Origin of the sequence: Lachnoanaerobaculum sp. MSX33, assembly GCF_000512995.1 — a bacterium.
Taxonomy (GTDB): domain Bacteria; phylum Bacillota; class Clostridia; order Lachnospirales; family Lachnospiraceae; genus Lachnoanaerobaculum.
Window position 1 is genome coordinate 54,643 of sequence record NZ_AZXX01000084.1, and the last position, 18,548, is coordinate 73,190.

Below are 18,548 nucleotides of genomic sequence, written 5' to 3' on the forward strand. Positions count from 1 at the left end.
CAAGAAAAAATTATAAAATATCCTCCAGATAAAATTATAAAATATCCTCCAGAATATCAAGAGAATGAAAATGTCTGTCTATATATTTTCTTATCATGATATCCATATATTTTTCTATCTCTGTAAGTGCCTCCTCTGTTATTACAAAGGTAAAAAGTTTCTCAGGCTTTGAATATATTATATATTCCCAGGTATATAATGCGGTTTTATCCTTAAGTCCCGGAGTCAAATCATACTCGCCGTTTATTGTCATAAGCTTAAGCTCGAAAATTCTTCTTACAAGTCTGTTCGGTATGGATTTTTTGGTTAAAGCCAGCAATGTATAATATATAAGCTTTAAGCTCTCTATATCCACCAAAGCTTCCTTCGTGTAATAATCAAGCATTTCAAGAAAATACGTGCCGTAGCAGGTACTTTCAATATCCGCACTTACCTCTTCAAAATAATTGGCAATATCCGCATTGACTATATTATAGGAATCTCTGCCCTCATACAGTTTAAACTTTCCATATGCAAATATTCTGGCAAATCCCATCATCTGATTGTTGATACGCCTTGCACCTTTTGCAAAAGCATATATCTTGCCCCTCTCTTTTGTAAAGATAGTCACACGCCTGTCAAAATCACCGATGGGCATTGATTTTATAACAATGCCCGTCAATTCAACAAAATCTCTCACATTATAAATCCTTTGGATTGTAACCGAAATTCTTCATCTGCACATCCGAATCTCTCCACTTCGGTCTGACCTTTACCCAAAGCTTAAGATTCACTCTGCTCTCAAGCAGACCTTCTATATCTTTTCTGGCTGCAGTACCAATTCTTTTCAGCATACTGCCGCCCTTTCCTATAATAATTCCCTTATGTGAGTCTTTCTCACATACTATTGCAGCCTCGATATCCACCATATCTCCGGAGTCTCTGTAGTTAAAGGTATCTATCTCCACAGCTATACCGTGAGGTATTTCCTCCTGCAAAAATCTAAGAGCCTTTTCTCTTATAAGCTCCGCCGCTATTTGCTTTATAGGCTGGTCTGTAACCGTATCTTCATCATAATACATAGGACCTTCCGACAGATATTTAAATATAATATCAAGAAGTTTATCCGTATTTGTTCCCTTAAGTGCGGATACCGGCACCACTTCTGCAAACTGCATTCTTGATGAGTACTTGGCTATTACCTCAAGCATATCTTCCTTTTGCTTAAGCGAATCCATCTTATTGATGGCAAGTATTACAGGTATATTTACACTTGATAAAATCTCGAAGATATGCTCATCACCTTCACCTATAAAGGTACTCGGTTCTACAAGCCAGAGCACCATATCCACATCCCTTAAAGTTCTTGTAGATACCTTTACCATATACTCTCCAAGCTTATTCTTCGCCTTGTGTATACCCGGAGTGTCAAGGAATACTATCTGACCTCTTTCGTCTGTAAATACTGTCTGTATTCTGTTTCTTGTAGTCTGCGGCTTATTTGATGTTATAGCTATCTTTTGTCCTATCAGCGTATTCATCAATGTTGATTTTCCTACATTCGGTCTCCCTATAAGGGCAACAAATCCTGATTTCATATATTCTCCTATCAATCCTTATAAAGATGCTTTACCTCTTTAAAGAGTTCCTTATCCTTTTCTATCAAATCCTCATTACCGATAGCACAAATAAGTTTGTCAGAAAGCACAGCCTCGATAAGCGGTACCAAAGCTCTGATATCTTCCTCGCTTGTATTCAATACCTCTTCTCTTTCCTTTACCAAATCCTCATGTCTTACTTTTGAGAAATATGAGATTAATCCCTTCAGTCCCTCTCTTGAAGGTGTCAAAGGTGTGTCCATCTCACTGATTGCACCTATTACAGACTTTGTCATCTCTCTGTCATTTGCCGTAAAGTTTTTCACATAGTCCACTACGCCCTCATATACCTTATTTGTATTTGATACATTGGGGTCTCTGAATGAAATAAAACCTGAGTTTCCGCTTCTTCCAAAGATTGCGCTACATCCGTATGCGCCTCCCTTTACTCTGATATTGTTCCACAGATAGTCATAACTTAAAAGCACCTTAAGCACTCTTAATACTCCTGTGTATTTAAAGCCATGGTTTACAAAATTTCCGAATCTTGCAACATAATTTACCATTGAAGGTGTTACAAATCCCTCATTTTTGATTTCCGTTTTTAATACGGCCTTTTTAGGCTTCTTGCCTTCTGTAAAAAGACTGTCTGTAAGGCTTTCTATTCCGTTAAATGCATTCTTATATCCCTTTTCGTCACATATGGTATGTATCAAAAGATTATCAGCACTGAAAGTAATCTTCAAAAGTCTTGAGAGATTTTCATAAACTCTGTCAAAGTCTTTTTCTATATCTATATTTTCAAGGAAGTTAAAATAAGCAATACCCTTTGTCAAATCATTAAATAAAAGTTCCTTGGATATATAAGATCCGGCTCTTGTAAGTGCGCTCATATGACCTGATGATACCAGTCTGTCCTTACCTGCTTTTACTTCCGCAATTATATCCTTAACTCTCTTTTTATCATCAAGCTTTGACATTGTAAGTACTTCAGCCACATTTGAATATAGCCAGGATTCTTTGCCATACAATATTTTTGCATTTACACTGAATGCAAATGTAAAGTCTATAGGATTTGCATCGGTTGCAAATGCCTCAATAACATATCCTACTCCACCTGAATTTAAATTTACATCTGTGGAAAGTGCCGCATAGCTTTGCTTCTCTGTATCTATATAGCCCAGTATTTCCTTTAAAAGTGCCAAATAATTAAGTTCTTCTTCATTTGCAAAGTCAATATTGAAGATAAACTTCATATAATTGATTCCTGCAGTAAACACATTTGAATGAATTACAGGTATATCTTTTCCCGAAGCCTTTACACTCTTTTCTTCATACTCAGGCATCTTTACTTCTCTGCTTATATCATCTCTGCTAAGTAGAGGAATCTTTAAAAGATCTTCTTCACTTGAAGGCTCAGACTGATACTTTTTAAGTGCCAAAGTATCCTCATAAATCTTCTTTATCTCTTCTTTTGACAATGTATCTTTGAATGCTTTAAGCTTCGCCTTAAGATCTGCATCCTTCTTTGTGGTAAGACCTTTTTTTGGTGTCATGGTAACTATAGCCGTATTCTTGTTATCAAGAAGATAATTCTTTATCAGATTTTCAAAATAATTATTATCTATCTCTTCTCTGAGAGTTTTGAAAATATTTTCAAATCTCAAATGTATTGTAGGGTCCGCATCATAAAGCCATGAATCAAAGCTTGAAAGTCCGTACATAAGTCCCTTAGGATATGAACCGTAGTCAGCCTCCCTTGCTTTAAATTCAAATACATTTATGGCGGCCTTTATTGTCTCTTTATCAAGTCCTTCATCTGCAAGCTTTCTTAAAGTACCCTCTATAACAGCCAAAAACTCAGGTTTTCGGTCAAGATTTGTATTCTTTGCGGTTGCCGTGAAATAAGGCATAGATATTCCGTTTGCATATCCGCCGAATACATCCTCTCCTATACCTGCATCAATAAGTGCATCAGTAAGATATGCTCCCGGTGCATCTATAAGTACATACTCAAGTATATGAAATCCCATTGAAACGACCGGATCAAGCTCTCCGCCCACAAGAGTATTCCATGAAAGATATGTGGCATTTTCCTCGCCCTGAGCCTCTGTAATAGGATATTCAAAGTTTGCTTCCTTTACACTTTCAAGCTCCTTTACTTCCTCTATCTTGGAATCAACCTCTCTGTATTCAAACTTATCAAGATATTCTCTGTCTATACGGTCAAGTTTTTTTGCCATATCCATATCTCCGTAGAGATAAATATATGAATTTGACGGATGATAATACTTTGAATGCATATCAAGGAATTTCTCATATGTCAATGTAGGAATAAAGTCGGGATCACCACCGGACTCCTCATCGTAAGAATGTCCTTCAAACAATACCTTTGTTATTGACCTTTCCAGCACACTGTCCGCAGACGAAAAAGCACCCTTCATCTCATTGTATACCACACCGTTTAAAATAATCTCACCGTTTTCATCAGGATTGCCCTTCTCATCCACTACCTCATAGTGCCAGCCTTCCTGCTTAAATATCTTCTCCTCATTGTATACATTAGGATAAAATACCGCATCCAGATAAACTTCCATAAGATTGTCAAAGTCCTTATCATTGCAGGATGCAACCGGATAAACCGTCTTATCGGGGTATGTAATTGCATTTAAAAATGTATTTAGTGAACCCTTTACAAGCTCTACAAAAGGATCCTTTGCAGGGAACTTTTTGGAACCGCAAAGTACCGAATGCTCCAGAATGTGAGCAACTCCTGTAGAATCCTTTGAAGGTGTTCTGAATCCTATGGTAAATACCTTATTGTCATCATCTGAAAGTAAGGTAAATACTCTTGCCTTTGTCTTTTTATGTTCAAGAACAACCGCTTTTGCACTGATTTCTTCGATATCGGATATATCTTTGATCTCATATGCCGACAATTCTTTTATATGTTTTAACTCTTCATCAATATTATAATTTTTCAATATCTGCCTCCTTAGTAAAATTTAAATATATCCTAAAAACTTGTACTTCAAAATTGCAAATGTCTCTCTTAAGAGCATATGTAAATACAAAATATTACCGGACTTTGCACTTATAGGCGAAACTTGTGTATATCCTAGCTTTTTTGCCACCTGCATGGCTCTGAATATATGAAAATCATTTGTCAAAATACCTATGGTCTCCGGTCTTGCTTCCACAACTTCAACCGGACCCATATCGTTTCTGATTATAAAATCCGTATTTATCTTCATCTCTTCATCATACTTATCCAAAAGAGCTTTTGTATATATCAAATTTTCTCTTGTATTACGTGATTCAACTTCTACAAGAATATTATCTCTGTCAATGCCTCTTTCTATAAGATAATCAGCCATTTCAAGCGCTTCAATTTTTCCGTTTTTTTGCATTCCACCGCTTATAACGATAATTGTACCGGGATTTTCACTTATATAATCTATAGCTTTTTCAAGTCTGTATCTGCAGTCACTTTCTTTCTTATCAAAATCTGTCTTGGCACCAAGTATAACTAAAAAATCCAATGATTTTTTATCATCCTTCGGCACCGAAAGTCTTATTACAACTACCGTAATAATAAAAATAAGAATTCCAAGAGTCGCCAAAGTACAGACAGATACCACAGACCACAATGGAATTCTCTTATTTAGATAAAGTTTGATAAGTTTACCCAGGGCAAAAAATACAAATGCAAATACATACCATATGTAATTTTGCAATTCCAAAAAGCCTGCCATAAAAATAACTACAGTCCCGTAAATCCCGCATAATATTCCAAGGATAAATAAAAACATTATACCTCCACTACTGTCTTTCGGGATTATAAATTCGTAATATATCTCCTTCTTCAGCTACCTGTTTATCAAATGTCACTTTCAAAAGTTGCAAAGGATGTGGAGCACTCTCCATCTTTTCATCCTTTTCATCTTCGATAGACTCAACACATAAAGATATGTTTTCACCGTTCTTTTTCATAATCTCCATGTTGTCTCCCACAAAGAATCTGTTTTTCTGGTTGAATACCGCTCTTTTCTTTTCATCCACCTCATTTACAGTTCCTATATAAATATAATTTTTCACATAGGTATTGCTGTCGTAAATCTGTGTATCACTGTCCGGCTTTCCGAAGAAAAATCCGGTAGTAAACTCTCTGTAAGTACATTTTCCTATCTCTGATTTATACCATTCAAGATTTTCTTTAAAGGTCTCAGGTGATTTTAAATAATCGTCTATAGCCTTTCTGTATGTTCTTGCAACAGTTGCAACGTAGAGTGCGGTCTTCATTCTGCCCTCTATCTTAAAGCTGTCTATACCGGCCTCTATAAGTTCCGGAATATACTCAATCATACAGAGGTCTTTAGAATTGAAGATATATGTGCCTCTCTCGTTTTCATAAACCGGCATATACTCTCCCGGTCTTTTTTCTTCCACTACCGAATACTTCCATCTGCAGGAATGAGTACATTCTCCACGGTTGGCATCCTTACCTGTAAAGAAATTGCTGAGCAAACATCTGCCTGAGTATGACATACACATAGCACCATGTACAAATGTCTCTATCTCCATCTCCTCAGGAATATTGTCTCTGATCTTTTTTATCTCCTCAAGTGAAAGCTCTCTGGCTGTAACCACTCTTGTGGCTCCAAGCTTCCACCAAAAAAGGTAGGTGGCATAGTTCGTATTATTTGCCTGTGTTGATATATGTATTTCCACCTCAGGCCAGACTTCCTTTGCCACTGTAAATATTCCGGGGTCCGATATTATAAGTGCGTCAGGTCCTATTTCTTTTAATTCCTCAAAATAGCCTCTTGCCGCATCCAAATCATCATTATGCCCAAGGATATTTGCCGTTACATAGACTTTTTTTCCCCTTTTATGTGCATATTCTATTCCGGCCTTCATATCCTCTTTGGTGAAATTTTTCGCCTTTGCTCTCAGGCTGAAAAACTCACCGCCTATATATACCGCATCGGCACCGTAATCTATCGCAACCTTAAGGTTTTCAAGATTGCCTGCCGGTATCAAAAGTTCTAAATCTCTCAATTTACCTCCTACTTCTGCTAAGTAAAACTCCATCTCCTATTGAAAATATCCATGACTCCAAATCTTCATCATGTAAAAGAAGATAAATATAATCTCTCATTCTCTTATGTATGGTCTTATCTCTTTTTCTTATTGCAAAGGAAGACTCTAACAAGTCTCCCTCCTGCAAACAATTATCCGAAAAAATTATTCCCTTATCCTTCAAAAGAGCTTTCACCATAGGAAGCCATGTAATATACTGCGCCTTGGCAGCATCCATGAAAATAAAATCAAATTTTTTATTTTCATTTACAAGCCTTTCCAGTATTTCCCCGGCATCTCCCTCAATGATTTTCGCTCTGTCTTCCAGATTCGCATACTTAATATTTTTTTTAGCTTCTTCCACTCTCTCAGGCATTTTTTCAACAGTTACTATATCCGCACCGGAATTTTCCAGCATAACTATAGCGGAATACCCGACAGCACAACCTATCTCCAAAATCGACTTGGGATTTTGCATCTTCAAAACAAATTTCAAAAGATTTTCAGTGTCTCTTTTTATTATCGGAATATAGTTTTCCTTCGCCACAGACCTTATTTCCTCTACAGTCTGTGAATTGACGGGAGAAATAATATCCAAATATTCCAAAACCTTAAGATTTGTTATCATTTACATTATTCTCCAAAACTCCGTCATCAATCATCTCAAGCATCTGTCTTGTTGTCTGTGATGTGTTAAATGTATAATCCCCTGCATGCATTCTGATTTCAAAAAACTTTGCCTGTATCTTAAAGGAAAACTTATTCTCTATAACACCCTTGTCATAAAGTATATCGGCAAGCTCATCAAAATTCATACCTTCCGTTATATTCACCTGAACATTGTTTCCCGGTGGTGAATCCACACTTGAGGCGTAGAATACACTATGCCCGAAATTATAGGCAAAAGGTATACCCGCTATCAATCCCAGTATCATAATGTACATGATCAATCTTCCGAAAAAAGAAGCAACCCTTCTCTTTGTTTTCCTTTTTGATGTAGTTTCTTTGCTCATTTATTAATGTATCTCCATTATTATTGGCAATATTACAGGATTTCTCTTCATCCTCTTCCACAAAAACTCGCTTAAAGAATCTCTTACAACATTCTTTATCTTTGACCAGTCTGTGATTCTGGCATGAAGGCAATCCGCCACAGCCTCTCTGACGACCGCACTTGCCTCGTTCATCAAATCTGTAGACTCTCTTACATATACAAATCCCCTTGAAACTATATCGGGACCTGATAAAAGTCTGTTTGTTCCGTGTTCAAGACTCATTGCCACTATTATTATACCATTTTGTGACAAGCTTTGCCTATCACGAAGCACAATATTTCCTACATCACCTACACCGAGACCGTCAACAAAGACTCCGCCGGCCTCTACATGACCTGTTATCTTACATGAATCCTCACCAAGTTCCACCACATCACCGCTTGACATGATAAGTACATTCTCGCTTGGAATTCCCACAGCTTCCGCAAGTCCTTTTCCTGCCATAAGATGTCTGTACTCACCGTGAACAGGCAGTGCAAACTTAGGCTTTAGGAGTGAATACATAAGCTTTATCTCTTCCTGACATGCGTGACCGGAAACATGAGTATCCTGGAAGATAACCTCTGCTCCCTTCATAGAAAGCTCATTTATAACCTTTGATACGGCCTTTTCATTTCCCGGAATAGGAGTTGAACTCATTATAATAACATCTTCCGGTACAATCTCCACTTTTCTGTGGATTGATGAAGCCATTCTTGAAAGAGCCGCCATAGACTCACCCTGACTTCCGGTAGTAATAATTACAGTCTTTTCAAGCGGATAGTCCTTCAGATGGTCTATATCTATAAGCGTTCCTTCAGGAATATCAATATATCCGAGCTCTGCGGCGGTTCCGATAACATTTACCATACTTCGTCCTTCCACCACAACTTTTCTGTCATACTTATATGCCGTATTTATTATCTGCTGTACTCTGTCCACATTTGATGCAAAGGTAGCAACTATTATTCTGCTGTCTCTATGCTCGGCAAATATCAAATCAAAAGTCTTTCCGACCGTTCTCTCAGACATGGTAAATCCCGGTCTTGTAGCATTGGTAGAATCCGAAAGCATAGCAAGACAACCGGCTTTACCGATTTCGGCCATTCTTCCAAGATCTGCCGGATCTCCGAATACAGGCGTATAGTCCACCTTAAAGTCTCCGGTGTGGAATATTGTACCTGCCGGTGTAAATATTGCAAGTGATGCCGCATCGGCTATAGAGTGATTTGTCTTCACAAACTCCACCTTAAAATCGCCGAGACTAACAGTATCACCGTATTTAACTATATGAAGCTTTGCGGTATCATCTATTTGATGCTCTTTAAGTTTCTTTTCAATCAAAGCACAGGTCAGTCTTGTACCGTATACAGGTACATTTAGCTGCTTTAAAATATATGGCAGAGCACCGATATGATCCTCATGACCGTGAGTTATACAAAAGCCCTTTACTTTAAGATAGTTGTCCTTTAAATATGTGATATCCGGAATTACAAGATCTATTCCAAGCATATCATCACTTGGGAATGCCAGTCCGCAATCCACTACCATAATACTGTCATCATATTCAAAGGCTGTGATATTCATACCTATCTGCTCAAGTCCTCCAAGCGGTATGATTTTCACCTTTTTATTTGACTTTTTAGCGACTCTGCCTCTTCTCTTTTTATTTGTATTTTCCATCAAAATACTTGATACCTGTTCAGCCAAAGAAGGCACATTCTTATCTGCGGGTCCGACATATCTTGCTTTATTTTTCTTTGTATCCGAAACCTGACTGTCATTAAGGACTACGTCCTCTTTTGTACTTTCTGCAGGCTTCACTCTTTTACTTACAGTTTTTTTAGTCTGTTTTTTCTCAGCCGGTTTATTTTCTTCTGAAGTTTTTGTACCGTTTTCAGACTTTTTATCTTTTTCAGAACTCTTTTTTTGTCCTGTAGTCTTTTTTGTCACCTGTTCATGCTTTAATCTTGCATTTACAGTTCTTTCCTTCTTAACCTTCTTTTCCGATGCACTCTCACCCATCTCAGTTGCACCGGCTTCGCTTAACTCCCTGCTTTCCTGCATAATTCTTTGCATATTCAGCAACGGATTTTTCTCATTCTCGTTCAAAATTTATTCCTTTCTTATTTGTACTTATATTCACATAATGATTACCGAACAAGGGTAACTCATTTTATAATTTCAACATCATCATCCATCATATTTTGAAAGATTTCAAATACCGCATCCAGTTCCTTCTCATCCTCTACAAAAATATAATTGGCCTCTTCATCGTCCTTTTTTGAAATATCTTTCATGATATAGCAGTCTCCGCTTTCATCATCCGGACTGTCTGTAACCAATATATAGCTGATACCGTTTAACTTGGTTTCATCTATAATTGTAAAATCGATATTTTCTCCATCCTCTGTTACAAAATGTATGCTGTTATTGTCCATTTTCTTTCTCCATATATTCTTTCAATATAATACTTGCCGCCACCTGATCTATAAACTGTTTTCTGTCCTGCTTTTTCACACCTGATTCGTCAAGTATTTCATCCGCTTCTTTTGTTGTAAGTCTTTCATCCTGCATAATGATGGGCACATCAACTCTTGACTTCAACTTTTCTACAAATTCCAAAGTAAGAGCCACTCTTTTACCGCTGCCCCCGTCCATATTTACCGGCAAACCTACTACTATTTTCTTTATATCTTTCTCTTTGACTATCTCCGCTATCCTTGCAAGAGATCTTCTGAGTTTATTTTCCGCATTTCGTTCTATGGTTTCAAAAGGCTGTGCGGTAAGTCCCAATGCGTCACTTATAGCCACACCTATAGTCTTTGAACCATAATCAAGTCCCATGATTCTTTCTTTCAAATTCACCTCTAAATTCAATATATAAAAAGAAGTCTACCGGCAAAGCAAACTTCTTCATACATCTTATCTCATACTTTTAAATATGTTTTGTTGTATGACCCAGCCCCAGAAGGTCCATCACGCGGCTTGATGAGATTTTATCTCAAAAAAGTTCAGCTAAGATTCTTTTCAATATAGCTTTTTAATAACTCTTCGACTATCTCATCACGCTCTACTTTCATGATAAGACTTCTTGCACTCTTGTGACTCGTGATATATGTCGGATCTCCTGACATCACATAGCCAACAATCTGATTCAACGGATTGTATCCTTTTTCTGTCATAGCTTCATACACAAGCTTTAACACTTCATTCACATCCATTTTATTTTCTTGTACTGCCCTAAAATATTGTGTATTCTGAACATCCATACCGTCACGCTTCCTTTTCTAATAATATTGATTTTATACGATTACAGGTTATAATGCAATATTATTTTTTCTTATTAAAAAATAAAGAATTAATATCTATGATTTCTCAAGCAATAAAATATCGTCTGTAAGAAAATCAACTATCTTTCCGCTTACTATATCATTAGTCTTTAAATCACTGTTTAAAACAGCAACCTTAACATATTCCTTTGTATAACCTGTAAAATATTCTACTCCGTCTTTTATGAAAATCTCCTCACAAAGCAGCTCATCTTCTTTTCCAATCCTTGAAGCTCTAAACTCCCTTTGATTTTTAATATTGATTTCATTTAAAATATTTGCTCTCTGTGCTTTCTCATTTCCGTCCACCTGTGGCATATTTGCCGCCTTTGTACCTTCTCTTATGGAATAAGGGAATATATGTGTCTCATAGAATTTCACCTTTTCCACGAAAGCTTTACTCTCTTCAAAGTCCTTCTTTGTTTCTCCCGGAAATCCCACAATAATATCTGTGGTAATCGCAGGTGAATCAAAATATTTTCTTATGAGTTTTACTCCCTCATAAAACTCATCGGCAGTGTACTTTCTGTTCATACTTTTTAGAGTCCTGTCACAGCCGCTTTGTAAACTCAAATGAAAATGAGGGCAAAACTTATCTATATTGCTGAGACTTTTAATAAAGTTTTCCTGTATAATCCTAGGCTCCAAAGAACCGATACGTACTCTCTCTATTCCCTCTATATTCGCAATATTTTCTATCAGGCAAAGAAGCTCATTCTTGGTAACAAATTCCTCATCACTTTCCTCAGTTTGAGTAAGTTTTTCCATTCTCTTATTATAGGACTCATCCAAAAAGTCCACTCCATATGATGAGAGATGTATACCTGTAAGTACTATTTCCTTATATCCTGAAGCCGAGAGATTTTTCACCTCATCAAGTATATTTTCCATCTTTCTGCTTCTTACTCTGCCTCTGGTAAAAGGAATAATACAATACGAACAAAACTGATTGCATCCGTCCTGAACCTTTATAAAAGCTCTGGTATGGTCGTTTATTTTTCGTATATTAAATTCCTCATACTCAGTCTCTTTATTTATATCAATGATGAATTTATTCCTTATTTTATCCTGTAAATATTCATTTATAATATTTACAATATCATTCTTATTATTATTTCCTACGATTATATCTATACTCAGATCTTCATCTATCTTATTCTTTGCAGACTCCACATAGCATCCTGCCGCAACTACTATGGCATCCTCATTCATCTTTCTGGCTCTGTGAAGCATTTGTCTTGATTTTCTGTCTGCAATATTTGTAACCGAACAGGTATTTATTATATAAACATCCGCTCTTTCTGTGAACTCGACACATCTATAGCCTGCAGACTCCATAAGCTGCTGCATCGCCTCTGTCTCATATGTATTTACTTTGCAGCCGAGTGTATGAAACGCAACAGTTTTCATAAAAAACCTTTCTAACTTATCAAATGTCATTGACTTTACTTAAAAATTTATATAGGATATACATAGATTTAAATGTGCAAATACCTGAAAGTATCTGTTGCATTTATCACAATATTTTTTTCATGGAGGATTATATGAAAACAGTTCAAATTTCCCTTAATTCTATCGACAAAGTAAAGTCATTTGTAAATGAATTAGCTAAGTACGATGTAGACTTTGACTTGGTTTCAGGAAGATATGTTATAGATGCAAAATCAATAATGGGTATCTTCAGCTTGGATCTGTCAAAGCCGATCGATCTTAACATTCACGCAGAGGATAATGTAGAGCAGATACTTGAGGCACTCTCTCCATATATCATCAAATAATTTATTTTTTAAGTCTGACAGGATTTCCTGTCAGACTTTTTTATTTCAGGCTTTCACCAAGATTCTTTCTTTTGTTTCCATGGCCTTTTCCATAAGCTCATCTATGATTCCTTCAAGCTTTTCTTCAGACCTTTCTATATTTTCCAAAACAGGTTTTGTCACCGGATGCTTTGCCACAAATATGGTACAGCAGTCCTCATAAGGCTGTATAGATGTCTCATAAGTACCTATTTTTTCCGAGATCTCAACTATTTCCTGCTTATCAAAACCTATAAGAGGTCTGAATACCGGCAAAGTGGCCGCCGCATCTGTAGTAAGCAAAGACTGTATTGTCTGAGAAGCCACCTGTCCTATACTCTCACCTGTAATAAGAGCCTGATCTCCGTTTTCTACGGCAATTCTTTCAGCTATCTTCATCATGTATCTTCTCATGATAATTGTAAGCTCATCATGCGGACAGTGCTCGTATATTGCAAGCTGTATATCCGTAAAGTTTATTATATGTAAATTTAGCGGACCGGTATATTTTGAAACCAGCTCCGCAAGCTCTATAACCTTTCTCTTTGCTCTCTCTGAAGTATAAGGCGGTGCATGGAAATATACAGCCTCCACTCTTACTCCTCTTTTTGCAATCATATATCCGGCAACAGGTGAATCTATACCGCCCGAAAGTAAAAGCATGGCGCTTCCGTTTGTACCTATAGGCATTCCGCCCGGTCCCGGTATTTCAACCGAGTATATATTTATATATGTTCTTATCTCGACCTTTATAAGTACATCAGGCTTTCTTACATTAACCTTTATTTCCGGAAATGCATTTAAAATCACCTCGCCAAGTTCCGCATTGATGCTCTCAGATGTTCCGGGGAAGCTCTTGTCGGCTCTTCTTGTATCGACCTTGAAAGTAAAGTTCTTGTCAGGATACACCGCATCCACATACTCAACCACCTTTACTTTCAGGTTTTCATAATCCTTTGATTCTATTCTGACCATCGGACAGATTCCGACTATACCGAATACCTTACTGAGTCTGTCAATCGCTTCCTCATAATCATAATCGCCATCCATGTCCACATAGATTCTTCCAAGCTCCTTGGATACATTAAACTTTCCTTCTACTTCTTTTAATGCGGTTCTTATCTGTTTCATAAGGGCATCCTCAAACATATATCTGTTTTTACCCTTTACGCCTATCTCACCGTATTTAATTAAAAATGATTTGTACTTCATTATTTCCTCACAAATTTTCTAAGAAGCGGCAAAAGTTCCTTTAAGTTCTTTATGAAATAATCAGCCTCTTCCTTATTGTTAAGCTCCGACAAAGAGATTCTTATAGTAGCGTCCAAAAGATCATCCCTTACACCTATAGCCTTTAATGTACCTGATATACCCGGATGATTTGACGAACAAGCCGAACCGCTTGAAACATAGATTCCTCTGTCTTCCAAAGCGTGCAGTAAAACTTCCGCACGAATATCCTCAAATGATACGCTTATAACTTGAGGTGCAAAATTTTCACCCCTTCCTGTATTTAAAACCGCACCTTCTAATTTTTCAAGCTCATCCATCAAATAGTATTTCAAATCCGATATCTTGCTTATTCTATCATCAAAATTTTCATAGGCTTCCTTTGCGGCAACTCCCATTCCGGCAATTCCGGTAGTGTTTAGCGTTCCGCTTCTCATGCCTCTCTGATGTCCGCCTCCAAAGATTATCGGATTTATCTTTACATTGCTGTCAATGTATAAAAATCCCACACCCTTCGGTCCGTGAAACTTATGGCCTGATGCTGAAAGCATATCAATACCCTGTGATTTAGGATTTATTCTAAGCTTTGTATAAGCCTGTATGGCATCCACATGAAATAATATATCTTTATTCTTAGCCTTTATTATCCTTGAAATTTCTTCTACAGGTTCTATGGCTCCTATTTCGTTATTTACATACATTACGGAAACCAAAACCGTGTCATCTCTGAGAGTTGACTTTAATAATTCAAGATCCACCTGTCCTTCACTGTTTACAGGAAGCACTGAAAGTTCAAATCCCTGTTCCGTCAAAAATTCAGCAGGCCTGTATACCGCAGGATGCTCAATTCCTGATATTATTATATGCTTTCCGTATCTTTTCCTGCTCATGGCTCCACCGATAAGCGCCATATTATTGGATTCCGTACCGCCTGAAGTAAAGATAATTTCGCCTTTTTTTACTTTTAAAGTCTTAGCTATAATATCCGCCGAATCTTTTACATAGCTTTCAGCTTCCACACCCTTTATATGCTTGCCGCTTGTATTGGCATAATCATCCCTCATGGTCTTAAGCATTATTTCTATGGCTTTTTCACTTACTTTTGTAGAGGCTGAATTGTCAAAATATACGTCCATCTATTCATCTTCCAATCTGATCATTATATTACTGAGTAATGCAAGTCCGGCTGTTTCTGTTCTTAATATTCTTTTACCGAGTGTAATGACTTCAAAGCCGGAGTTTTTTATTCTTTCAACTTCCGCCTCTTCAAATCCTCCCTCAGGTCCGATAAATACAGCAACATTCTTTGTTTTGTCCATACAGTCAAGTATTTTTCTGGTCTTATCTATTCCGTCCGCATTCTCATAGGGTATTAATTTTACACCAAAATCCTTTACAATTTCAAGTGCATTATCTATAGACATGGGCTCAGATACTTTCGGTATAATACTTCTCTTTGACTGTTTTGCCGCACTCTCTGCAATGGCATTCCATCTGCTTACTTTAGCGCCTGCTTTCTTTTCATCTATCTTTACAACGACTCTCTTGGTCTTTACAGGTATTATCTCATTTACACCAAGCTCAACCGCCTTTTGTATTATCATCTCCAGTTTATCAGATTTCGGAATCCCCTGAAGCAAGGTGATATTTACAGGCAATTCTCTTTGTTCCATACTCTCAAGCACTTTAAGGTTCACCCTGTCAGTCTCTATATCAACTATTTTACAAAGGTAATCCCAGTCTCCTTTGACACTGATAAGAAGTTCCTCTTCCGGTTTCATTCTGAGAACATTTACTATATGATTAACATCACTACCTTCTATATACGCATTTTCTCCGTTTATCTGCTCCTCAGATACAAAAAAATGATACATTTATCCCCTCTTTTTTGCTACTATACTTACCCATTCGCCAAGGTGATTTATTTCAAGTATTTCAAAATCCTCACTCTTTTTAAAGGCAAGCACTACATCGGCTTCCTTTGTATCTATTATTCCCGATGTAATAAATATTCCGCCTTTTCTCATATGCTTTGCTACAGTCTTTATCAGTTCTATTATAACAGGAGCCAAAATATTGGCCGTCACAATATCAAACTTTTCATAGCCTGCCAGCTCCATTATGTTTTCATCTGTCAGAATATCTCCACATACCGCTACAAACTCCGTCATTCCTATTTCATTGCTGATCATATTTTCCATAACCGCATCTATAGCCATATCATCAAGATCGGTTCCGAATACGCATTCAGCTCCAAGCTTAAGCGCCGCAATTCCAAGTATTCCGCTTCCCGTACCTACATCAAGCAACTTGGCTTCAGGCTTAGTCTTTAGATACTTTTCAAGTGCCAATATACATAGCTTTGTAGTCTCATGTGCTCCCGTACCGAATGCGGTTCCCGGATCTATCTGTATCAAAGTCTTATACTTTGCATCCTCAGGTATCTCTTCCCATGTAGGCTTTATAAGGATATCTCCAACATAAAAAGGCTTAAAATACTGTTTCCAGTTGTTTATCCAGTCTTTATCCTCGGTCTCGGACTTTGTAAGCACGCCGTCTCCTATATCGCAAAACTCTTTAAGTTCTTCCAATGTATTATGGATATCTTCCAAAAGCTTTGTATTGTCGGCTTCCGAATCCAGATAAAAGCTTACCTTTGCTATTCCCTCATCCTTCGGTAGCTCCGGCAAAATATCTATAAACATTCCCTTAGTTTCTTCTGCAGTTAAAGGTACATTGTCTTCTATTTCAATACCTTCCACACCTATATCCCCAAGTGATGCGCTTAAAATATCCACCGCATCGGTCTTTGTAATAAGAGTATACTTCTCCCACTTCATATACTTACTCCTCAACATAAGTAGAATTTTGATTTTACAATCCTAAACGCTACAAGGATTGTAAAATCAAAGCATCTACTAAATTATTTCCCATTTTATGTATTTTTGTCATGTATATAATAGAATAACAGGGTCACCACCAAGTGGCAACCCTGTTATTCCAATCAGTAAAACTTATAGATACTAACTATTAGTCTACTGTTACTATTTCACGCTTGTTATATGAACCACATGCCTTACAAACTCTATGAGGAAGCATTAACTCTCCGCACTTTGGACATTTTACAAGACTTGTAGCTGACATCTTCCAGTTAGCTCTTCTCTTATCTCTTCTACCACGAGATGTTTTATTCTTTGGACAAATTGACATTCTTTCACCTCCTTATCTCGAGTCACAAAACTTTAATAATTATAATAGCAAAGGTTTTACTTGTCAATATTATTTTTTAGCCAGTCTGTAAGTATCTCTTGCTATAGCCAACTCCTCATTTGTAGGCATCAACATAATCTTAACCTTTGAGTCAGGTGTTGAAATCATAGTTCTCTTACCACGAACATTGTTTGCCTCTTCATCAACCTTTGCACCGATGAATCCCAAAGAATTTCCGACTATCTGTCTTGTAATCTTATCATTCTCTCCGACACCTGCAGTAAAGCAAAGAGCATCAACTCCACCCATAGCGGCTACATAAGCACCTACATACTTTATAATTCTGTATCTGAACGCCTCAAGTGCAACTTTTGCAAGATTATTCCCGTCAGCCTCAGCATTCTCGATATCTCTGAAGTCTGATGATACTCCGCCGCTCATTCCGAGAACACCTGATTTCTTGTTAAGTATATCAAGCACCTCGTCTACGCTCTTGTTCTCTTTCTTGCAAATATACTGTACTATAGCAGGATCGATATCTCCCGATCTTGTACCCATTATAAGTCCCTCAAGCGGTGTAAGACCCATTGATGAATCTATACACTTACCGCCTACAGATGCTGAGATTGAAGCACCGTTTCCAAGGTGACATACGATAACTCTTGCTGTGTCTTTGTCAAGACCTGCAAACTTGATAGCCTCCTGTGATACATACATATGGCTTGTACCGTGGAATCCGTATCTTCTGATATGGTAGTTCTCATAGTACTCGTTCGGAATGGCATACTTATATGCTTTCTCAGGCATGCTCATACCGAATGATGTATCAAATGCCGCTACATTAGGAACACCCGGCATAGCCTTTTCTACAGCTTCAATACCCATAAGGTTTGCAGGATTGTGAAGCGGTGCAAGATCTGAATACTTCTCAATATTCTTCTTCACCTCATCTGTGATAACTACAGATTCAGGATATTTTACTCCACCCTGTACAACTCTGTGTCCGATAGCATAAATCTCGCTTGCATCCTTTATTACACCATGTTCCTTATCTGTAAGAGCTTCAAGTACCAAAGCTATAGCTTCTGTATGATTCTTTACATCCTTTTCAATCTTGAACTTCTCTCTTCCTTCAGGCTCATGTGTAAGTTTTGATCCGGGAATTGCAATTCTCTCAAACAATCCCTTTGCCAATACCTCTTCGTTTTCCATATTAATAAGCTGATACTTTAATGATGAACTTCCGCAATTTATAACCAATACATTTTTCATAATGAACTACACCTC

The 18,548-nt window shown here is 37.3% G+C and carries 19 protein-coding genes; 1 reads left to right on the top strand and 18 read right to left on the bottom strand.

Translation table 11 applies throughout. The features are described from left to right. Positions 1–34 precede the first annotated feature (34 nt). The 12 genes from recO to HMPREF1495_RS09760 form a co-directional block, all read right to left on the bottom strand. On the bottom strand, positions 35–679 hold the full coding sequence (gene recO / locus HMPREF1495_RS09705) for a DNA repair protein RecO (RefSeq protein WP_007593684.1): 645 nt from the start codon (positions 677–679) through the stop codon (positions 35–37). Between the two features lies 1 nt (position 680). Further along, positions 681–1,577, bottom strand: a complete 897-nt coding sequence (era, locus tag HMPREF1495_RS09710; protein WP_007593685.1) for a GTPase Era — start codon at positions 1,575–1,577, stop codon at positions 681–683. Between the two features lie 11 nt (positions 1,578–1,588). Further along, entirely contained in the window at positions 1,589–4,561 is a 2,973-nt protein-coding gene (locus HMPREF1495_RS09715; protein ID WP_034214302.1) for an insulinase family protein, read from the bottom strand. A gap of 21 nt (positions 4,562–4,582) precedes the next feature. Beyond that, positions 4,583–5,389 (bottom strand): YdcF family protein, encoded by an 807-nt coding sequence (locus tag HMPREF1495_RS09720; RefSeq protein ID WP_034214303.1) that lies wholly within the window; start codon positions 5,387–5,389, stop codon positions 4,583–4,585. Between the two features lie 10 nt (positions 5,390–5,399). Continuing rightward, positions 5,400–6,638, bottom strand: coding sequence for a peptidase U32 family protein (locus HMPREF1495_RS09725; RefSeq protein ID WP_034214304.1), 1,239 nt, complete (start codon positions 6,636–6,638; stop codon positions 5,400–5,402). A gap of 1 nt (position 6,639) precedes the next feature. Next, positions 6,640–7,287: an O-methyltransferase gene (locus tag HMPREF1495_RS09730; RefSeq protein WP_034214306.1), complete on the bottom strand. Its 648-nt coding sequence runs from the start codon at positions 7,285–7,287 to the stop codon at positions 6,640–6,642. After that, complete coding sequence (locus tag HMPREF1495_RS09735; RefSeq protein WP_009662996.1) at positions 7,271–7,672, bottom strand: endolytic transglycosylase MltG; 402 nt, start codon at positions 7,670–7,672, stop codon at positions 7,271–7,273. The genes HMPREF1495_RS09730 and HMPREF1495_RS09735 overlap by 17 nt, the downstream gene beginning before the upstream one ends. Positions 7,673–7,675: 3 nt before the next feature. Continuing rightward, on the bottom strand, positions 7,676–9,805 hold the full coding sequence (locus HMPREF1495_RS09740) for a ribonuclease J (RefSeq protein ID WP_198013557.1): 2,130 nt from the start codon (positions 9,803–9,805) through the stop codon (positions 7,676–7,678). Positions 9,806–9,864: 59 nt separating this feature from the next. Next, positions 9,865–10,134, bottom strand: coding sequence for a DUF1292 domain-containing protein (locus tag HMPREF1495_RS09745; protein WP_007593701.1), 270 nt, complete (start codon positions 10,132–10,134; stop codon positions 9,865–9,867). Then, complete coding sequence (ruvX, locus tag HMPREF1495_RS09750; RefSeq protein WP_009663084.1) at positions 10,124–10,540, bottom strand: Holliday junction resolvase RuvX; 417 nt, start codon at positions 10,538–10,540, stop codon at positions 10,124–10,126. The genes HMPREF1495_RS09745 and ruvX overlap by 11 nt, the downstream gene beginning before the upstream one ends. 167 nt (positions 10,541–10,707) lie before the next feature. Beyond that, positions 10,708–10,965 (bottom strand): IreB family regulatory phosphoprotein, encoded by a 258-nt coding sequence (locus HMPREF1495_RS09755; protein WP_007593705.1) that lies wholly within the window; start codon positions 10,963–10,965, stop codon positions 10,708–10,710. Positions 10,966–11,061: 96 nt separating this feature from the next. Then, positions 11,062–12,435 (bottom strand): MiaB/RimO family radical SAM methylthiotransferase, encoded by a 1,374-nt coding sequence (locus tag HMPREF1495_RS09760; RefSeq protein WP_034214396.1) that lies wholly within the window; start codon positions 12,433–12,435, stop codon positions 11,062–11,064. 134 nt (positions 12,436–12,569) lie between these two features. On the opposite strand from HMPREF1495_RS09760, the gene HMPREF1495_RS09765 reads away from it, so the two are divergent. Then, positions 12,570–12,803: an HPr family phosphocarrier protein gene (locus HMPREF1495_RS09765; protein WP_007593716.1), complete on the top strand. Its 234-nt coding sequence runs from the start codon at positions 12,570–12,572 to the stop codon at positions 12,801–12,803. Positions 12,804–12,848: 45 nt separating this feature from the next. On the opposite strand, the gene thiI is transcribed toward HMPREF1495_RS09765, so the two are convergent. From thiI to HMPREF1495_RS09795, 6 genes are all read right to left on the bottom strand, one after another. Next, positions 12,849–14,033, bottom strand: a complete 1,185-nt coding sequence (gene thiI, locus HMPREF1495_RS09770) for a tRNA uracil 4-sulfurtransferase ThiI (protein WP_034214309.1) — start codon at positions 14,031–14,033, stop codon at positions 12,849–12,851. Further along, positions 14,033–15,187, bottom strand: a complete 1,155-nt coding sequence (locus HMPREF1495_RS09775) for a cysteine desulfurase family protein (RefSeq protein ID WP_034214311.1) — start codon at positions 15,185–15,187, stop codon at positions 14,033–14,035. Before HMPREF1495_RS09775 ends, thiI begins: the two co-directional genes overlap by 1 nt. Next, a complete protein-coding gene (locus HMPREF1495_RS09780) occupies positions 15,188–15,925 on the bottom strand; it encodes a 16S rRNA (uracil(1498)-N(3))-methyltransferase (RefSeq protein WP_034214313.1) in 738 nt (245 codons plus the stop codon). It abuts the gene before it with no gap. Beyond that, positions 15,926–16,891 carry a 50S ribosomal protein L11 methyltransferase gene (prmA, locus tag HMPREF1495_RS09785; protein WP_034214314.1) on the bottom strand — a complete coding sequence of 322 codons (966 nt, stop codon included), beginning with the start codon at positions 16,889–16,891 and terminating at the stop codon, positions 15,926–15,928. It abuts the gene before it with no gap. Between the two features lie 190 nt (positions 16,892–17,081). Next, complete coding sequence (gene rpmF, locus HMPREF1495_RS09790) at positions 17,082–17,261, bottom strand: 50S ribosomal protein L32 (RefSeq protein WP_007593730.1); 180 nt, start codon at positions 17,259–17,261, stop codon at positions 17,082–17,084. A 69-nt stretch (positions 17,262–17,330) separates the two neighbouring features. Continuing rightward, a complete protein-coding gene (locus HMPREF1495_RS09795) occupies positions 17,331–18,533 on the bottom strand; it encodes an acetate/propionate family kinase (protein ID WP_034214315.1) in 1,203 nt (400 codons plus the stop codon). Between the last annotated feature and the right edge of the window lie 15 nt (positions 18,534–18,548).